At 61.5% G+C, this 16071-nt stretch carries 18 protein-coding genes; 2 read left to right on the plus strand and 16 right to left on the minus strand.

The annotated features are described in order from the left end of the window. Nucleotides 1–78: 78 nt before the first annotated feature. Both H7J86_RS09155 and H7J86_RS09160 read left to right on the plus strand, forming a co-directional pair. Entirely contained in the window at nucleotides 79–720 is a 642-nt protein-coding gene (locus tag H7J86_RS09155; RefSeq protein WP_187098377.1) for a TetR/AcrR family transcriptional regulator, read from the plus strand. Nucleotides 721–936: 216 nt separating this feature from the next. Continuing rightward, complete coding sequence (locus H7J86_RS09160; protein ID WP_267290505.1) at nucleotides 937–1773, plus strand: enoyl-CoA hydratase-related protein; 837 nt, start codon at nucleotides 937–939, stop codon at nucleotides 1771–1773. Between the two features lie 200 nt (nucleotides 1774–1973). Here the strand turns inward: H7J86_RS09160 and H7J86_RS09165 are convergent, their stop codons facing one another. The 16 genes from H7J86_RS09165 to H7J86_RS09240 form a co-directional block, all read right to left on the minus strand. Further along, nucleotides 1974–3173, minus strand: a complete 1200-nt coding sequence (locus H7J86_RS09165; protein WP_267290506.1) for an ABC transporter ATP-binding protein — start codon at nucleotides 3171–3173, stop codon at nucleotides 1974–1976. Between the two features lie 148 nt (nucleotides 3174–3321). Continuing rightward, complete coding sequence (locus tag H7J86_RS09170; RefSeq protein ID WP_267290507.1) at nucleotides 3322–3597, minus strand: DUF732 domain-containing protein; 276 nt, start codon at nucleotides 3595–3597, stop codon at nucleotides 3322–3324. A 71-nt stretch (nucleotides 3598–3668) separates the two neighbouring features. Beyond that, nucleotides 3669–4199 carry a hypothetical protein gene (locus H7J86_RS09175; RefSeq protein WP_267290508.1) on the minus strand — a complete coding sequence of 177 codons (531 nt, stop codon included), beginning with the start codon at nucleotides 4197–4199 and terminating at the stop codon, nucleotides 3669–3671. After that, a complete protein-coding gene (locus H7J86_RS09180) occupies nucleotides 4196–4696 on the minus strand; it encodes a hypothetical protein (RefSeq protein WP_267290509.1) in 501 nt (166 codons plus the stop codon). Before H7J86_RS09180 ends, H7J86_RS09175 begins: the two co-directional genes overlap by 4 nt. After that, nucleotides 4697–5116, minus strand: a complete 420-nt coding sequence (locus tag H7J86_RS09185) for a hypothetical protein (RefSeq protein WP_267290510.1) — start codon at nucleotides 5114–5116, stop codon at nucleotides 4697–4699. A gap of 115 nt (nucleotides 5117–5231) precedes the next feature. Further along, complete coding sequence (locus H7J86_RS09190) at nucleotides 5232–5810, minus strand: hypothetical protein (RefSeq protein ID WP_267290511.1); 579 nt, start codon at nucleotides 5808–5810, stop codon at nucleotides 5232–5234. Nucleotides 5811–5875: 65 nt separating this feature from the next. Beyond that, nucleotides 5876–6550, minus strand: a complete 675-nt coding sequence (locus H7J86_RS09195; protein WP_267290513.1) for a hypothetical protein — start codon at nucleotides 6548–6550, stop codon at nucleotides 5876–5878. A 55-nt stretch (nucleotides 6551–6605) separates the two neighbouring features. Beyond that, a complete protein-coding gene (locus H7J86_RS09200; protein WP_187098371.1) occupies nucleotides 6606–7559 on the minus strand; it encodes an MlaD family protein in 954 nt (317 codons plus the stop codon). Continuing rightward, nucleotides 7556–8557 (minus strand): MlaD family protein, encoded by a 1002-nt coding sequence (locus H7J86_RS09205; protein ID WP_267290515.1) that lies wholly within the window; start codon nucleotides 8555–8557, stop codon nucleotides 7556–7558. Before H7J86_RS09205 ends, H7J86_RS09200 begins: the two co-directional genes overlap by 4 nt. Further along, the gene (locus H7J86_RS09210) at nucleotides 8554–9522 is read right to left on the minus strand and encodes an MlaD family protein (protein WP_267290517.1); all 969 of its coding nucleotides are present in this window, start codon (nucleotides 9520–9522) and stop codon (nucleotides 8554–8556) included. Before H7J86_RS09210 ends, H7J86_RS09205 begins: the two co-directional genes overlap by 4 nt. Nucleotides 9523–9647: 125 nt before the next feature. Further along, a complete protein-coding gene (locus H7J86_RS09215; protein ID WP_267290519.1) occupies nucleotides 9648–10628 on the minus strand; it encodes an MlaD family protein in 981 nt (326 codons plus the stop codon). After that, nucleotides 10616–11611: an MlaD family protein gene (locus H7J86_RS09220; protein WP_187099254.1), complete on the minus strand. Its 996-nt coding sequence runs from the start codon at nucleotides 11609–11611 to the stop codon at nucleotides 10616–10618. Before H7J86_RS09220 ends, H7J86_RS09215 begins: the two co-directional genes overlap by 13 nt. A 5-nt stretch (nucleotides 11612–11616) precedes the next feature. Then, the gene (locus tag H7J86_RS09225; protein ID WP_187098368.1) at nucleotides 11617–12726 is read right to left on the minus strand and encodes an MlaD family protein; all 1110 of its coding nucleotides are present in this window, start codon (nucleotides 12724–12726) and stop codon (nucleotides 11617–11619) included. 9 nt (nucleotides 12727–12735) lie between these two features. Beyond that, a complete protein-coding gene (locus H7J86_RS09230; protein ID WP_187098367.1) occupies nucleotides 12736–13584 on the minus strand; it encodes an ABC transporter permease in 849 nt (282 codons plus the stop codon). Continuing rightward, nucleotides 13584–14477 carry an MlaE family ABC transporter permease gene (locus tag H7J86_RS09235; RefSeq protein WP_235683554.1) on the minus strand — a complete coding sequence of 298 codons (894 nt, stop codon included), beginning with the start codon at nucleotides 14475–14477 and terminating at the stop codon, nucleotides 13584–13586. Before H7J86_RS09235 ends, H7J86_RS09230 begins: the two co-directional genes overlap by 1 nt. A gap of 838 nt (nucleotides 14478–15315) precedes the next feature. After that, on the minus strand, nucleotides 15316–15747 hold the full coding sequence (locus H7J86_RS09240) for a hypothetical protein (RefSeq protein ID WP_267290521.1): 432 nt from the start codon (nucleotides 15745–15747) through the stop codon (nucleotides 15316–15318). Nucleotides 15748–16071: the final 324 nt, after the last annotated feature.

The raw sequence follows: 16071 nt of genomic DNA on the forward strand, positions 1-16071 counted from the left end.
GCCGTATGTAATACGGCTGACAGAACACGTCACCCGGTAAAATATGCGCAAGATCCGTGGCAAGCGACAGGAGATGACATGGTTCGCCGCAGGAGCGGCACCGGCCTGAGCGCTGACGCCGACGAGGCACGCCAGCAGATCCTCGCCGCTGCCGAGCGAGTGATCATGCGTTACGGCGTGCCCAAGACCACGATGGACGATATCGGCAAGGAGGCCGGAGTTTCACGGCCCACCGTCTACCGGTACTTCGGAGATCGCGACGCCTTGCTTGGCGCGCTCATCGAACGCCGATCCCGGATGCTCTTCGCCCGTGCCCACGAGTTCATCCTCAGCCATGACACCTTCGCCGACCAGTTGATCGAAGGTCTGGTGTACATGGTCGATCATGGCCGCAGGGATCCTATCGTCCGCATTCTGGTGAGCCCAGAGCACATGGAACTGACCACACCCATCGTCGGCGGCAGTCACCTGGCGACCAGTCTCACCGCAGAGATGTGGGCACCCATCTTCCAGCAGGCCGTCGACCGCGGGGAGATCCGCGCGGACCTGGATATGGCCGCCGTCGCAGAATGGATCGCGCTGGTCCAGTTCATCCTCGTCGGCCGGCTCGACTTCGCCAAACCAGACGATCCCGTTCACCGGAAAATGTTGAGGGAATTCGTCTTACCCGCATTCGCACCCGTCGGCACCGCGTCGGCTGCGCGGGACGCGCACGCCTGAGCCACCGCACTATCGACTACCCGCGCTGCAACCACAGCCGTTCGCGAAAGCCACCCGCAGCCCACCCTCGTCGCCGCATCCCTGTAACCTATTCTCGTTAGCTTTATGACGCCGATGAATCGCCGCTAGCGCGGCGGCGACGGGATCGTTCTCCAAGGACCACAAAGCCCTTCGCTTTCTCAGCAACCGATTCGTCGATCACCGGAGGCTCCCCACATGGCATTCACGACCATCACCTATGAAGTGTCACATCGGATCGCCGCCATCACACTGAACCGGCCGGAAGCCCGAAACGCATTCACACTCACCATGGCCGACGAGCTGAACGCCGCATTGCTCGCAGCCGACGGCGACGATTCGGTCAGAGTCGTGATCCTCCGTGCAGCCGGAAAGCACTTCTGCGTGGGCATGGACATGAGCGATGGGGACCCGACGGTGGGCGACTCCGACGATCCCCACTGGGATGAGCCCGCCACGAGGGTCGCGCGACCCCTGACCAATCTCAACAAGCCGGTCATCGCAGCCATCCAGGGAGCAGCCGTCGGAGTCGGCCTCTCGATGACGCTGCCAGCCGACTTCCGCCTCGCCTCCGACGATGCGCGCTTCGGGTTCGTCTTCGCTCGCCGCGGGCTGTTCCCCGAGGGCGGGTCGTTGTGGTTCCTGCCTCACCTGGTCGGACTCGCGAAGGCCAAGGACTGGATGATCAGCGGGCGGGTCTTCGATGCCCGCGAGGCGCTGGCGGCCGGCCTGATCACCGGTGTGCACCCGCCCGAGGAACTCTGGCCGGCCGCCGACGCTCTCGCACAAGACATCTGCGCCAACATCGCACCGGTATCCGCGGCGGTGATTCGGCGGGGACTTGTCGCCATGGCCGCTCGCGGAAATCCTGAGACCGCATTCTCGATCGACAAGCAGACGATCTCCTACGGCTTCGGCACCGAGGATATGGCCGAAGGCGTGGCCTCGTTTCTGGAGAAGCGCGCCGCCGAGTTCACTGGTGTAGCACGCGCAGTCGTCGCCCGCTTCCCGTGGCTGGTGTTCAGCCGGGAGTAAGCCGCCTCCGGCACTACCCCGCGGCGGTTAAGTCCAACACGGATCTAAATCAGCGCGAATGCCTGAGCTCTGTCCTCACGGGACAGGTGCGGATACGCTGGTTCGGCCAGGGAGCACGGCCAGCGAATATTCTTGGGAATGACTCACATACGCCGCTAACTCTCCCAATCGCTGTCGAGTCGGGCCGCCCGGATGGGAACTCACCGGGTCGCTGAAAACTCCACCGTCGCCTCGTCGGTGGGCTGGTGCACCTTGTAGTTGTGGATGCCGTCCAGGTCGTCGAGGATTGCGGCCTGCGCGGCCGGGGGCAGGGTGTGCAGGATCTCGCGCACCCGGGCCTGACGACGCGCCACACCCTTACGCTCGGGCATCCCCGGCGTCGCAATCAGCTGCGGCGGCACACCCTCGATCGCCTGACGACGCGCCACACCCTTACGCTCGGGCATCCCCGGCGTCGCAATCAGCTGCGGCGGCACACCCTCGATCTCCTCCACACCACCATCGCTCTGACCGGCATCCATCATCGCCTGCTCAGCCGCCGCGGTCGCCTCGTCCTTCTCCTCCGACATACCGATCGGACCGATACGACGACCATTGAGGAACTGCTTGACCACCGGCTCCTCCGAGGTCAACAACACCTCACGCGGACCGAACATCACCAACTTCCTCCGGAACAGCATCCCGATGTTGTCCGGCACCGTCCGCGCAATATTGATGTTGTGCGTCACGATCAGCACCGTCGCATCGATCTGGGCATTGATATCGATCAACAACTGCGACAGATACGCGGTACGGACCGGATCCAGACCGGAGTCCGGCTCATCGCACAAGATGATCTGCGGGTCCAACACCAGCGCCCGGGCCAGGCCGGCACGCTTGCGCATACCACCAGAAATCTCACCGGGGAACTTATGCCCATCATTGGGCATACCCACCAGCTCGAGCTTCTCCATCACGATCTTGCGGATATCGGACTCGGACTTACCGGGGAACTTATGCCCATCATTGGGCATACCCACCAGCTCGAGCTTCTCCATCACGATCTTGCGGATATCGGACTCGGACTTCTTGGTGTGCTCCCGCAACGGGAACGCCGTGTTGTCATAGATGTTCATCGACCCGAACAGCGCACCATCCTGGAACAGCACACCAAACAGGGTCCGGATCTCGTAGAGCTCCTTGGCCGAGCACTCCAAGATATTGGTGCCATCGATGTAGATCGCACCCTTCTCCGGGCGCAACAGACCGATCAACGACTTCAAGAACACCGACTTACCGGTACCCGAAGGCCCCAGCAACACGCTGACCTCGCCCTCGGGAACCTTCAGCGTGACGTCTTCCCAAATCTTCGACGACCCGAACGACTTACTCAGTCCAGTCACGTCGATTGCGACGCCCACGTGGTCTCCTCCTCAGTGGCGCAACAGTTGCCGCGCCCTCGTGTGTTTGGCTCGTGATTCGTTCAGCTGCAGTCCGACATAATTGGGCTTGGAGAGTGATCCGCTTACTCGCCGCGACTGGCGACCAGCACAGCCCGCGCATCTCGGCTCAGTCGGCGAACAACCCACTCCATTGCGGGCACCATTCATTCGCAGACACCAACGAGAATTGGCGGGCCTGATCCTGGCTGATGACGAACGTCCGCGCGATCTTGCCGCTGATCTCATCCGGGGGCCGGTTGCCCAGCCGCAGCACGTAACAGACCGATCGACCCGCGCTGATGATATTGACATCGCTGTTCGCGATGCCGACGTCGCGCGCTTGGCGAATGACGTCGGCGTCATCCGCCTGTGCGCGCGGTGATGCCGACAGCGCAAGCATCATTGCTGCGACACAGCCGGACAGTGCAGCAGAGGTTCGCATGCGGATTCCACTTCGTCGGTTCGTCGTGTGTGTCACGGGGGGCTCAACCACGTGCGCGTCGGCGTCACGAAAAATCTGAACGGGCCGCGTGCGCAATAGGTACTCGCATCGGCCATGGTTGCGCACCGAGTCCCGTTGTATTCGATATAGCTGCGCGGTGCCAGTTCACGTTCGGCACGCCCCGGGGGGAATTGAACTCCCAGCAACCAGTCGTAGCGTGTGACGACATTTCCGTTGACCCAGCCGATGTTCGTCGTACCGGGAGGAGCGCCGCGGATATCTCCGGAACATCCGAAGCTACCTCGGTCCCAAATGCCGCAGTTCAATCCGAGCGGCGTCGAAAACCACACGCCCCCCGCACTACTGGTGAAGTAGTCGTCATACTTGACCTTGTCGTAGTAATCGAGGATGAAGTAGGTCGCGGGGTACGGGCTCGCTGGAGATCCACCGTTGGGTTCCGCGAGCACGGGAGGCGCGCACACCAGCGTGAGGGCACTTGCCCAGGCAAACGCACTGAGCCAGTGAACAACTCGTCGCGAGGTGGCACGCTTCCGGCGGATCACGGCAGGTTCCCTGGCGACGACTCGTTCTCCGCTGTGTGCGGCACACTGCCGTAGCAGGCGGCATTTCCCAAGTCGAGGATGCTCTCACAGAGGATGTCGTTCCCCTTCGTGATGCGCACCGTCACGAAGTGCCCCTGCAACACGCGCGCGACGGTCGCGGCGGTCCGAAAGGCGGGGCGCCAATCAGCCCGCAGTTCAGCCCCGTCGGCCGTCGGGCTGGTGGCATCGACCACAGGCACCGTGAGACTCCACGGCAGCGGCACGCCCTCAAGAAGATGCTTACCCGACGTGTCGCGATATTCGACGCCGGCCAGTTCGCCGACCGTATCCGAGAAGATGTCGTAGGTGACCGTATCCTCCGCATGCGCCACTGGCGGGCACAGCAGACCGGCCAACACCACGGTCACCGACACCGTCGCCGATCGAATCCGATTCACCTGGCTCCCTCCCACTGTGAACGATGAACGTCGAGATTTGGTTGTGATCGAGATGTCCACTCAAGCTGCCAGTACAACGGTGGTCAGGATCATGTCCTTTTTGGCGTTGTACAAGGTGCTCACGCCGTAGTCCTTGTACGAGCAGTCCGGGAGCAGCTGAAAGCCCTGAATCAGCGTCGCCTTGATCGCATTGGTGGCCGACGTCGAAGCTCCTGACAGTATCGACGCCTTGGACCCGCCGTAACCAAGTTCCTTCAGTATCGGCAACGCATTGGTCTCCGGGACAGCCCGAGCTGTGTTGTTGATCCATCTGTCGGTTGTCTTGTTGATTTCGTCCGCCGCCTGGTCGATCACCGGGTCGGACCGCACGGGACATGCCGCCGGCCGTGCCGCCGCAACTGCCGCACGCAGGAGGTCAGTGGAATCCGCGGCCGCCGACGGCGCCACGGAGACGCTGAATGCTGTCAAAGCAATTGCCATCAGCCATGTTTCGACGCGAGTGTGTAACCGGATCCAAGATCGACGTGTACTCGGGCACTGACCCCAGGCCTTGGCCTGCGCACTCTTCATGACACACCACCTCGCAAGTCATTCGTCACTGTTCACACACGCGTGATCGGTAGATGTCACTGCCCCAGCGCTGGGCCTTCTGTACCGACGGTGCGGTGAACCAATCTGGTTGATGCGCCAGTATCCCGGCGTTCACATTGGACAGCTGCTCCCACAGTTTGAAGAAGGCCTCGCCCTTGTAGATGGGGAAATAGTTGTCGCCGAAGGGATTCTGCGCCTGGGTAAGAGCCTGGACGCGTGGTGTCAGGAAGTCGAGGGCCTGGCCGATGTTTCCTGTCACGATGTCCACCTGCTGCGCAATGTTGTCTCTGCTGTAGTCGAAGTCGTTGCCGTCCGGACCGATTCGATTGGTCTGCAGTCGTGCGATCTGCGCGCGCAGCGTGGCGTACTGGGCGTTGTACCACTGGCACATCTCACTCATGGCCGCAATGTCGGCGGGGGTGACCTTGTCTTTCGTCTGGTCATAGGGAAACGGGAATTTCGGCGCCCAGTTCGAGGGTGTCGGGACGATGACAGGAAAGGGCCTGATCAACGAACTGTCGGACGGCGGACCCGGAATCGGGATCTCGTCGTTGGGATCTGCACCCGCCGACGGTCCCGTCATGAAGCCCGCTGCGCAGAGACTCACCGCGCAGACGAGGACAGCTGCGCCGCGCCGAATTCGATGTCTCACTTCGGCCCCATCGCTGATCCGATACCCCCGACATCGGTGATCAGCCAATTGTTGTTGCTGTCGATGGTCGTGCTGTAGGTCGCCGTCGATTGCAGGGCTTCGGACGCTTGTACGGTCTTGGTTTGCACACTGACGAAACTGTCCACGACGTAGATGCCACCTGTGGACGACCTGACCTTGGCGAGCAGGGGTTTCGCGTTCGAACTCCACTGCAGCGGGACCAGGACCTGTTCCATCGAGGCACCCGCGTCGGAGAGCTTCTTGTTGAGCTCTGGCGTGGTTCCGGAGACCAGCTTCACATGCCAGGCCTGGAGGTCCTTGTAGTCCATCGTCGCGGCGTTGACCGCATAGTCCAGCGCGATCTGCTCTGCGCGCGCGTCGTTCGCGGACCTGACGGCTTGAGCGTCAAGCTGATGGCGCGCACCCAGGTACAGCCAACCCAGGCAGGCAACTGCGGCCACGAGTGCCGCTATCACCGCACCGAGGACAAGGCCCCGCAGACTCAACGAGATCGACCGTGGCCGTCGCGATGATTTCCCGCTGTCGGACTCCTCCCCGGCGTCCCGTACCTCCGGGGAATGCCCCTGGTGCTCAGCGGACTCGGCGTCTGCGGCGGGGGCAGTGGGATCGTCTTCGCGGGTTTCCGAAACTTCGGTGTCGTGGATGGTCATGCGGTCGCCTTTCTCGAAATGGATGCCCGATGGGGCAACTTCTCACCTACGTGCGTCATGGCTTCACCCGTAGCGTGATCAGCCCTTCGGCAGGCACTTGCGCAAGGAAGTGGTCCAGGATCTGCCCGCTGTCGAAGTTCATCAACGTCGCGGCGATGGTGTTCAGTTTCGGTTGCAATGCCTCCCCCAACACCTTCAAGTCCCCGCCACTCTTGTCGAGGAGCGCTTGCAGCCGCGCGACGAGGTTGTTCAACCCCGCGATGCTTTCCGGCTCGTTGCGACTGAGGAGGATTGGCAGATGCTTGTAGAAGTCCTGCCAATTCACGCCCGCTTTCCGCGCGATCGGAGTGAAAGTGGTGAGATCCGGATTGACCCACTCGGAGTTGTGGATGAGCGTCCCGAAATTACTGAGCAGTTCGCGTCCTTCGCCGTTCAGACCGTTGAGCATGTTGTTGAACGTGTTACTGGCGCGGGACAAGTTGGGGAGCACCGTGACGGGATCGGGTAGCGCGGCATCGGACTCGGAGATGATGCGTGCGAGCGCTTCGGGATTCATCTGATGCAGCATGCGCACCACGCTGGTCGCCAATTCGGAGATCGACGGAGGCTGGATCACCGATTCGGTGGAGATGTGTTGATTGTCCTTCAGCATCTGACCGCCGTCGCTCCGAGGCACCAGCTCGATGTAGGACTCGCCCAGCGCCGACAGATTCTGCAGCTGCACCTCGGTGTCGACGGGAATCTGATAAGGACTCTCGACGTAGAAGGCGATGGACGCCGAATTCAGGGACGTCTTCGTCGTCGTCACTTTGCCCACTGGCACACCGCGCAACAACACATTCGAGTCGACGACGAGGCCGTTGACGTCTGGCACGTCCATAGACAGGTTCGTCCGGTTCGACGGCGGCTGGACACGAAGCCCCAGTGACCCGAAATAGAACAGCACGACGGTGATGATGACGGCGAACGCAAGGTACGAGGTGACGTCCTTCGCCTTGATGGCGTTCACGGCGTAGCCCCCAGAATTCGCAGCACGTCCTGCACGTTGCCGGACAGTTCCCGACCATCCGGCCCCACTATCGAGGTGATGTTGATGGCCGGATACTTGTCGACCGGGAGGAACATGTCGGTGAAGACCTTGCGGTACTTGGGTATTTCAGCCTCGCCTGCCACCTTCGACTCCTGCAGTGCGCCCACGGAGTCCGCCAGCGAGTTGAGGAAGGGCACCAACCAATACCCTCCCAAGGAGATGCTTCCGACGCTGGGGAGAATGGTGCCGATGTAGTTCAGGACAGCGACGAGGTGCTCGAAGCCGAGCTGCCCCTTCGGCGAGAAGAGGTACTGCAGGTCTGGAACTCTGCTCTTCACGACCGCAGCGGACGTCGCCACGCCGTCGAGCAGCCGATCGAGCGAATCGAGATTCCCGGCCAAGGCCGAGAGATCGGTTTCGACCCGGCCCGTCAAGATCCGCACCTCGTCGCTGGACGGCACCACGTGATTGAGCCGGATGATGGTGTTCTGTGCGCGTTGGATAGACCCGCTGGACACAAAATTCGCAAGGCTGGCGATGGTGTCTTCCAGCTGCGGTGGGGACGTGGTCTGAGTAACCGGAATGACACCGTCACGCTCCAGCGCAGGGGCCGGGCCGGCGTCTGCCGCCGGCCGCTCAAGTGCGACGTAGATGTCACCCAACACCGTCGCCTGTTGCAGAACGGCTTTGATGTTCGACGGGACGACGACGCCGTGTTTCATACGCGCGGTGACGTCCACGTCCGCACTGCTGAGGCTCACCTTGGACACGACGCCCACGGTCACGCCGTCCAGCACCACCTTCGCGCGATCGGGCAGGTTCAGCACACTGCTGAACTGCATGACAATGTCATATCCGTCGTCGTAGGAGGGTCCCGGTTGCGGTAGCGCATCGACATTGATTGCTGCGCAGGAGGAAACCGCCAGGACCGTGGCTGTGGCCAGGACACCGGCCAGGAGCCGAGAGCGCCGGATCATCTGTTCGCCGCCACGGTCAGCACGTACTGAAGTAGTGCCACGTCCACCGCGTACGGCGTGCCGTGAACGTTTGCACAACTACCCGGCATTGCCGCGTTCATGATGTTGCACTGGGCGACGCCGTCGGGCGTGCGGATTCGGTACAGCGGCGGCCGGTAGTGAAGCGTGAAGTCGTGGTTGTTCGCGAGATTGATCAGTCCGTTGAGTACTCGCGGCGCCACGTTCAACAGGCTCGCGTAGTACGGTGCGCGCGGACTGGCCTTTCTGAGCGCGACCGAAACCACGTCGAGCAGTTGCTGAATCTGCGGACCCAACTCCTTCTCGATGGCTCCGGCAGCTTCGATGACGGGCATGATTCCCTCCATGGTCTTCGATGCCCCTTCGAGGGTTTCGGCCGCATCTTCCCCCGCGGAGTTCGCCAAATCGTCGAACACTCCGCGCATTGTGGGCTCGACGTCCACCAATGTCGTGGTCAATTGTCTGAGGTTTCGGGTCACCGACCCGAGATCACCGATCGCCTGTTCAGGCGAATCAACCACCGACGACGTCGTAGTGAGCAACTTGTTGACGCCCGGACCCTGACCATGAATCGCCTCGTCGATACCGGTCACCATCTGTCCGATGTTGTCCGATCCTGCCGGGTTGATCGAGTTGATGAAGTTCGTCGAGGATCCGATGACTTGGGACAGACTCTTCGGAGTCAACGATCGGCCGAGTGGAATGCAACCGCCCGGGGACAGCTTTTGTGTCACTTCGTAATTGCCGACGAGTTCCAATGCTCGGTCGGCAAGGATCGATGTCGATCTGGTGACTGCTTTCGCATCTGCGGGGATCTGCCGTCCGTCATCGATGGTGAAATCCACCCGGACGGATTGAGCAGACGGAGCGAGGGAGTCGATCTTGCCGATCGGAAAACCCAGATGTGTGACGGGGTTGCCCACGTAGAGCCCGACGCTGTCCGGCATCACCGCGCAGTAGTGGGCCGCTTCCGGCCTGCTGACAGACGTGCACGAGGTGGTGGCGACTACTGACGCCAGAGCGACCGACAACGATGCCAGGCGACGAACCCGTGGTGAACGCAGAGGATTCATCAGCAGGCGCTCCCCGGAACCGGGACGCACATGTCGGTTGCCAGTAGTCCTGGGCCTGCGTTCTGTGCGTTGAGGATTCGATCGAACAGATTCTGCACTCGCTTGAGGGCACGTATGGTCAGCCCATTGCGTTCCACGAAATCGCGACCTCGCTCGAGGTAGGCCCTAATCTTCTCCACGAATTCGGCCTGGTGGGCTTCATAGGCGTCGGCGAGCGGTTTGATGGCCAGCAGGACATCGCCCAGACCCTGCAGCGTCTGCGAGATACCCTTGTCGTAGATCACCATTGTCTGGGTCGCGATGGAGATCTTGCGCACCAGTTGCGCAAACTTGTCCCGATACTGCGAGAGCGCCTTGATGTACTCATCCGACAGGTCGAGGATCTTTGTCACCTGGCCGCGCTGTCTTTCCACGGTGGACATCAGCGCGTTGCCCGCATCGATGGTGGTCTTGATCGCCTGAACATTGGTACCCGTCAAACCCTGCGAAATCTGGTTGAGTGACTCGTTGATGGGCTTCGTGTCGACATTCTCGGTGATCTTGGTGGTGTCGGCCAACGTTCGAATAAGGCTGTACGGCATCGTTACTCGTGAAACCGGGATGGGTTCAGCACCAAGCGGCGTGTTACCCATCGACGCCAGATTGATGTAGTAGCCACCGACGACGGTGAGCATGCGCACGTCTACTTGCGACTGGTCACCGACGAAGGCGTCGTTCTTGATCTTGGCCTTCACCAGTACCTGGTTCGGCTCCAGCGCCATTTCTGTCACCGTGCCCACCTTGATTCCTGCCATCCGGACCTCATCGCCGACACGGATCGCGTTGGCGTCGTCGGTGTAGAAGGAGACCGCCTTCCCCTGACTCGGCGGGTTGTAGTAGACGTACGTCAAGACCAACCCGATGACGGTCGCCACCACCATGGCTGCCACACCCCAAGACGCCGGGCTATGGAGAAGACGGTTCGACTTCAGGGATTGCATAACACCACCCTTTGACCATTCAGCAGTACGTCCATCGTTTCCGGGAGTTGGAAGTTGCCGCGTGAACACGGCTCCACTTCGGTGCCGTCGTTGCCCGGAGGCGGGATGTTCTCGTTGATCACGGGCACCAACTTGAAAGCATCGAAGAAGTTGTCGAGATTGCTGGATGCTCGGTCCAACGCATCGTCGACGCTGTTTCCATTCCTGAATCCGGCATTGTGCAGCAAGCGTGCAACCGGATCGAAGAAGTCCTTGCCGTAAAGAAGGTCCTTGCGAAACTCGTCGAGCACCGAATTCACCTTGTCCACAGGCTGGTTCACCAGGTCGATGATGTGGATGAATCGTTCGGACGTGCCGCCGAGGCCATCGGCGATATCTGACAGATTGTTCATCAAGGTTGCCACGACCTGCTGCCGATCCGATACGAACTCCGTGAGCCGGCGGATGCTCTCGAGCAGGGGCGCCAGTCCACTTCCGTCACCGGTGAGGAAAGACGCGGCATTGGCGGTGAACGTGTTGATCTCGTCGGGGCTCAACGTCGCGAGCACGGGCTGAAGACCGTTGAAGAGGGCGGTCACGTCGAAGGAAGGCTGCGTCATCGACGTAGGTATCTGCTTCACCAGATCCTGTTCGCGATAGCCCTCTGCCGGATTCGTTACGTCGACATAGCGCACGCCGGTCAAGGCTTGGAACTTGATCGCCAGCCTGGACGCACTCACGACGCCATACTTCTTGTCCAGCGTGAATCTGACCTGCGCGACGTTCTGGCCACCGACTCGGGCCAGATCGACCGACTCGACCTTGCCGACGCGGACCCCGCGCACGCGCACGTCGCCGTCCTGATGAAGTCCAGACGCGTCGGTGTACTCGGCGACGTACGTCCGGGTACCGACATCGACAGGATTGACAAGGGTGTTCGACAGCAGGATGAAGAGGACGACCGACACGGCGAGTGCCACACCGATCCGCCACATGGCGGCCATTGTTTTCACGGCGTTCCCTCCGTCACGATGCCGACCGGGGCCGCCACGCCGGGGAGGCTGTCGAGCAAGATGCGAACCGAAACTGCATGCTGCGTACCATTTCCGGCATAGAGCTTCTCGAATCGAGAACGCAATTCCGATAGCTTCTCCGCCACGTCCTGAGGTCGCAGCAGGGCAGGTCCCGTGTCGGTGATCGCCTTGATCCCGCTGATCAACGGAAACAGATCATCCACGTGACTGCTGACGAGTTTGCCCACTGCGCCGAACAGGCCGTTCTGTGCGAGGTTCAGGAACGCATCCCAATGCTTCATATAAAAGTCCTGAGAGATGTCACCAAGACTCGGAGTGTCGACATCCGTGAGGAATGGGAACTCCAGTCGTGGACCGCTCGATACCGCAGGTCCACGAACTTGCCCGGGGTAATAGCTGTAATCGATGATTCGCCTGCCTGCCATGATCGCTTCATCCGCGAATGGCGGTACGGCCTCGGCCGCCGAAGACAGTTTGGTCAGTTGTTCCTCCGTGGGATAGGTCTGCACGGCCTCGACGGCTCGCGCTACCGTCACTGCGGTCTCGAACAGCGGGTTCAATCCATCGGTATAGCGGGTCACCCGATCAATGACCTTGATCAGCTGTGGCGTGAGCGAGGCTTCTGACACGTTGCCCAACTGATTGAGCAATTCCGAAAGAGTGAAGTTCCCCGAAGGCGTCAGAGCGACCCTGCTGCCATCCTGGAGAGCTTCGCCGCCGGGCTTCGGCACGAGGTTGATGCCAGGAACGCCAAAGTAGTTGATCGGTCGAAAATCTATGCTCACATTGTTGGTCAGGCCTTGGGTGGGCTCCGTTTGCAGGTCGGTGTCGAGCTGGACGCCGCCGGCAGTGTTGGTGACGTTGGTAACTTGGCCGACCTTGACGCCGTGCAGGACCAGTGCTGTGCCCGCCTGGACGCCCTGTCCCACATAGGGAGTCGAAATGATCACGGAATAAAGGCCTTTGGCCCGTCCCCCAAACGGATCCACGACGAAGAACGACACCGCCAAAACGACGCACAGCACCACGGCACCACCGATGGACAGCAATACCCGCTGCTGGCGCTTAGCTGATCCTCGCAGCATGAAATTCCTCTATCCCTTGAAGATGAACTCGGGCTGAAGGCCCCACAGCAGGACAGTCGTCGTGAAGTCCAGGACCACGATCGTCACCAGACTCGCACGCACTGCGCGGCCCGAAGCCATACCTACACCGACTGGGCCCCCCGAAGCGAAATACCCGTAGTAGCAGTGGATCAGCGTCACCGCGATGCAGTAGATGCTCAACTTTATCGTCGAGTAGAGGAGGTCTGTTGGATTCAAGAACATCACGAAATAGTGGAAATAGGTGCCTCCGTGTTCACCGCTGAAGGTGACGACCACCAATTGGATCGTGTAGAAGACGCCCATGAGGGTCAGTAGATAGCCGGGTATCACACACGTCAGTGCGCCGATCAGGCGAGTGCCTACGACGAACGGGATGGGCCGCAAGCCGATGGCTTCGACGGCGTCGATCTCTTCGGCGATGCGCATGGCTCCGATCTCGGCCGTCATGCGGGTACCCGCCTGGGACATGAACGCGATGCCGGCGACGATCGGGCCGAGGATACGGACAGCGCCGATGCCACCGATGATGCCTGACAACGAACCGAATCCGAGGATGTCCAACACCGCAAGCGCCTCGATGCCCAGAGACGCACCAGTCGCCACGCCGAGCAGGAGCAGAACGCTGATGGTGCCACCGTCAACGACCAACGCCCCTCTGCCCCAGGCCATGTTGATCGTGGCGGCCAACGTCTGGCGAGAGTATCGACGCACCGTCAGGGGTAGGTAGAAGAACACCTGACCGATGAACAAGGCCCACTGTCCGATACCGGTCAACGGCCTCTTCGCTGTCTCCGCGGCAGCGGAACGCACCCGCCCCAGGGCCGCCGGCGCCGACATCACGCCACCGCCGTCGGAAAGAACATCGTTGAGATCTGCGTGATGATGAGGTTTGCGAACAGGATGAGCACGACGTTGATGACCACCGCCGCGTTGACGGCATCCGCGACACCGCGCGGACCGCCCTTCGCCTCCATCCCTCTCATGGACGAGATGATGGCCACGATTGCCGCGAAGACCAGCCCCTTCCCGATCGCGAAGTAGACGTCGGTCATCTTGGCGAAGGTCCCGAACGAATTCCAGAAGCTTCCCGGAGCCACCCCGCTGACCGTGACCGAGAGCAGGAACGCGGAGGCTGTGCCCGACACGATGATGACCAAGGTGAGCATGGGGGCGATCAGCAGCAGCGCCAAGAATCGTGGCACCACCAGACGCCGGACCGGGTCCACACCGAGCACCCGCATGGCGTCGAGCTCCTCACGAATGGCTCGTGCACCGAAGTCCGAGGCGATGGCCGAGGCCGCAGCGCCGCCCATCAATAAACCTGCGGTGACGGGTGCCCCCTGCCGAAGCACTCCCACTCCGCTTGCGGCACCAAGGAGCGCCGTTGCTCCCACTTGGGCCACCAGTCCCGAGACGACGACCGTGACGATCCCGCCGATCGGTATTGCCATCAACACCGCCGGAGTCGCAGTGACCTTGAACAGTGCCCACGCCTGCCAGACGAACTCACCAACTGGCAAGCGACGAGTGACGGTGTCCTGAACGGCATAGCGAAGCACGGCAAGTGCAAGAGCGATGCCGCGGCCCGTCGTGGCCGCGGCGGCGACCGGCGCCTGGCCAAGTCTCGAGAGCTTCTGTCCGACCGTGCGCAGCGTGCCGGATGACCTCCTCTGGCGCAGCGGATCTCCCGGCCGACTGGCCACAGTCGGCAGGTCCGCAACGCCTACCATCGGGTCACCACGAGCTCGACTGGCGCCGAAACGCCGGCGCGGGGCGCGACGCCCTGGAGGATCCCGCTTCGGCTTGGCCACGAGGTCATCGACGCGCACCTCGATGCTCGGTGACTGCGAGCGCCGACTGAGCCACTCTTGCTCTCCCATCGTTGTTGGTGGAATCCCGACCGGAAACCCGGCTTGCGTCGATCATGTCGCTCATCTCGCCGTGGACCTGCCTCGGCCGTAGACGGATATGACGCTGAGACCTGCACGTAGACCTTCCGCGACGTTGCCCCTGATGACCTAGCGCAAAAGGGATGTGACCAGCGAAGCTAAACCTATAGCAAAGTGGTTTGTATCACGCCGAGCAACAATTTATACCTAATGGCTTTAGTTGCCAAGCCCCGGGGCCGGCGAAGTTATTGACGCCTCCGTCACCGTTGGGCGCCTTCCTCCGGGGCACGGGTTCGATCCACGCCCCGGGGTACGCGATCGCTACAACAGGCATCGCAGGTGCGAGGACGACACCGTGACATCGGCGGCCATCGTGCCGGCACCGCGGCCCCGCCGGTTCGTCGACCGCCGAACGGTTAGGGACACGAAAGGCGATGCAAAATTGCGCTTTTCGATCCAGCACTTGTCGAATCACATACGCCCGCAGGCGAGCACCCACACCGACCGACTGCCAACAGACATCGACCGAGGCTCGAACCCCGGCGCACCGTCTACCGCGTTGCCCTCGCCCGAGCCCGTGACCTGGCCAGAAGCAGAGCGCCGGACCGGCAGCGACCGACGTCACACGCCACCAGTCGCCCAATCGGCTCGTGTGGCGAATCCGTGGCCTGCCGCGCTACTACGGGCACAGGTATATGAATGCCAATTGAGTAAGCGCGGGCGTGACCAATGTCGACTCGGTTCCCACGAAGCCCGCCGCTCGTTTGTCACAGGCATACCAACCGTCACTCAGCAACTGACCATCGCTACGGAACGACACCGGGTTGTGACTGGCTGCAAACACCTGGCGGGCGTGGCCGAGGTAGTCGATTTCAGCCTGCGTAAGGGGAATCAACGGATCAGCACGCGCTGGTTGCGCGGCAACCACGTTGATGGCCAGCGCCGCGAACAGCACAGCCCACGAACACTTCCACGTCTTCAACGCAATCTCCTCAGTGTTTCTTCTCTGGGCACTGATTCCCGTCGGTTGCGACAGGCACCAATGCGCGCCGGGTCGAGCCAGGGCTGTTGCGTTCAGAGCTGAAAAGTACAGCAGCGGAGCCATTTCCATGGCGATCAGGTTGTCGGATCCGGATGGAAGACTCCGTTCGACAGGACCTGAATCCCGCACTTCGTCGGAACTTCCCGGAGGCCATGGTGGAGTTGTTCACGACGAATTCCACGAGAGATCCGCAGCAGGCGCACATTTGCCAGCCGTCACGTCGAGCAACGCTCCTCTCGCGGATCAGCGACGCGGAACGACGTGGCTCGCGTCACACATAAACTTATGCACTTAGGTTAAAGCTGTCAACCACCACTAGTCCCACGGCAAGCGATCCGGCAATCGGCCGCCTTCCGGGTGAACCCGATACCGCCCATGACCAGGCGCTACCGT

It is taken from the genome of Mycobacterium hackensackense (assembly GCF_025822555.1).
In the GTDB taxonomy this organism is placed as follows: domain Bacteria; phylum Actinomycetota; class Actinomycetes; order Mycobacteriales; family Mycobacteriaceae; genus Mycobacterium; species Mycobacterium fluoranthenivorans.

What these genes read in the sequence shown, in the direction of transcription:
- H7J86_RS09155 (WP_187098377.1), top strand. Translation starts at nt 79, where the DNA reads ATGGTTCGCCGCAGGAGCGGCACCGGCCTGAGCGCTGACGCCGACGAG.
- H7J86_RS09160 (WP_267290505.1), top strand. Translation starts at nt 937, where the DNA reads ATGGCATTCACGACCATCACCTATGAAGTGTCACATCGGATCGCCGCC.
- H7J86_RS09170 (WP_267290507.1), bottom strand. Translation starts at nt 3,597, where the DNA reads ATGATGCTTGCGCTGTCGGCATCACCGCGCGCACAGGCGGATGACGCC.
- H7J86_RS09185 (WP_267290510.1), bottom strand. Translation starts at nt 5,116, where the DNA reads ATGGCAATTGCTTTGACAGCATTCAGCGTCTCCGTGGCGCCGTCGGCG.
- H7J86_RS09190 (WP_267290511.1), bottom strand. Translation starts at nt 5,810, where the DNA reads ATGACGGGACCGTCGGCGGGTGCAGATCCCAACGACGAGATCCCGATT.
- H7J86_RS09195 (WP_267290513.1), bottom strand. Translation starts at nt 6,550, where the DNA reads ATGACCATCCACGACACCGAAGTTTCGGAAACCCGCGAAGACGATCCC.
- H7J86_RS09205 (WP_267290515.1), bottom strand. Translation starts at nt 8,557, where the DNA reads ATGATCCGGCGCTCTCGGCTCCTGGCCGGTGTCCTGGCCACAGCCACG.
- H7J86_RS09210 (WP_267290517.1), bottom strand. Translation starts at nt 9,522, where the DNA reads ATGCCGGACAGCGTCGGGCTCTACGTGGGCAACCCCGTCACACATCTG.
- H7J86_RS09215 (WP_267290519.1), bottom strand. Translation starts at nt 10,628, where the DNA reads ATGCAATCCCTGAAGTCGAACCGTCTTCTCCATAGCCCGGCGTCTTGG.
- H7J86_RS09220 (WP_187099254.1), bottom strand. Translation starts at nt 11,611, where the DNA reads ATGGCCGCCATGTGGCGGATCGGTGTGGCACTCGCCGTGTCGGTCGTC.
- H7J86_RS09225 (WP_187098368.1), bottom strand. Translation starts at nt 12,726, where the DNA reads ATGCTGCGAGGATCAGCTAAGCGCCAGCAGCGGGTATTGCTGTCCATC.
- H7J86_RS09230 (WP_187098367.1), bottom strand. Translation starts at nt 13,584, where the DNA reads ATGTCGGCGCCGGCGGCCCTGGGGCGGGTGCGTTCCGCTGCCGCGGAG.
- H7J86_RS09235 (WP_235683554.1), bottom strand. Translation starts at nt 14,477, where the DNA reads ATGGTAGGCGTTGCGGACCTGCCGACTGTGGCCAGTCGGCCGGGAGAT.
- H7J86_RS09240 (WP_267290521.1), bottom strand. Translation starts at nt 15,747, where the DNA reads ATGGAAATGGCTCCGCTGCTGTACTTTTCAGCTCTGAACGCAACAGCC.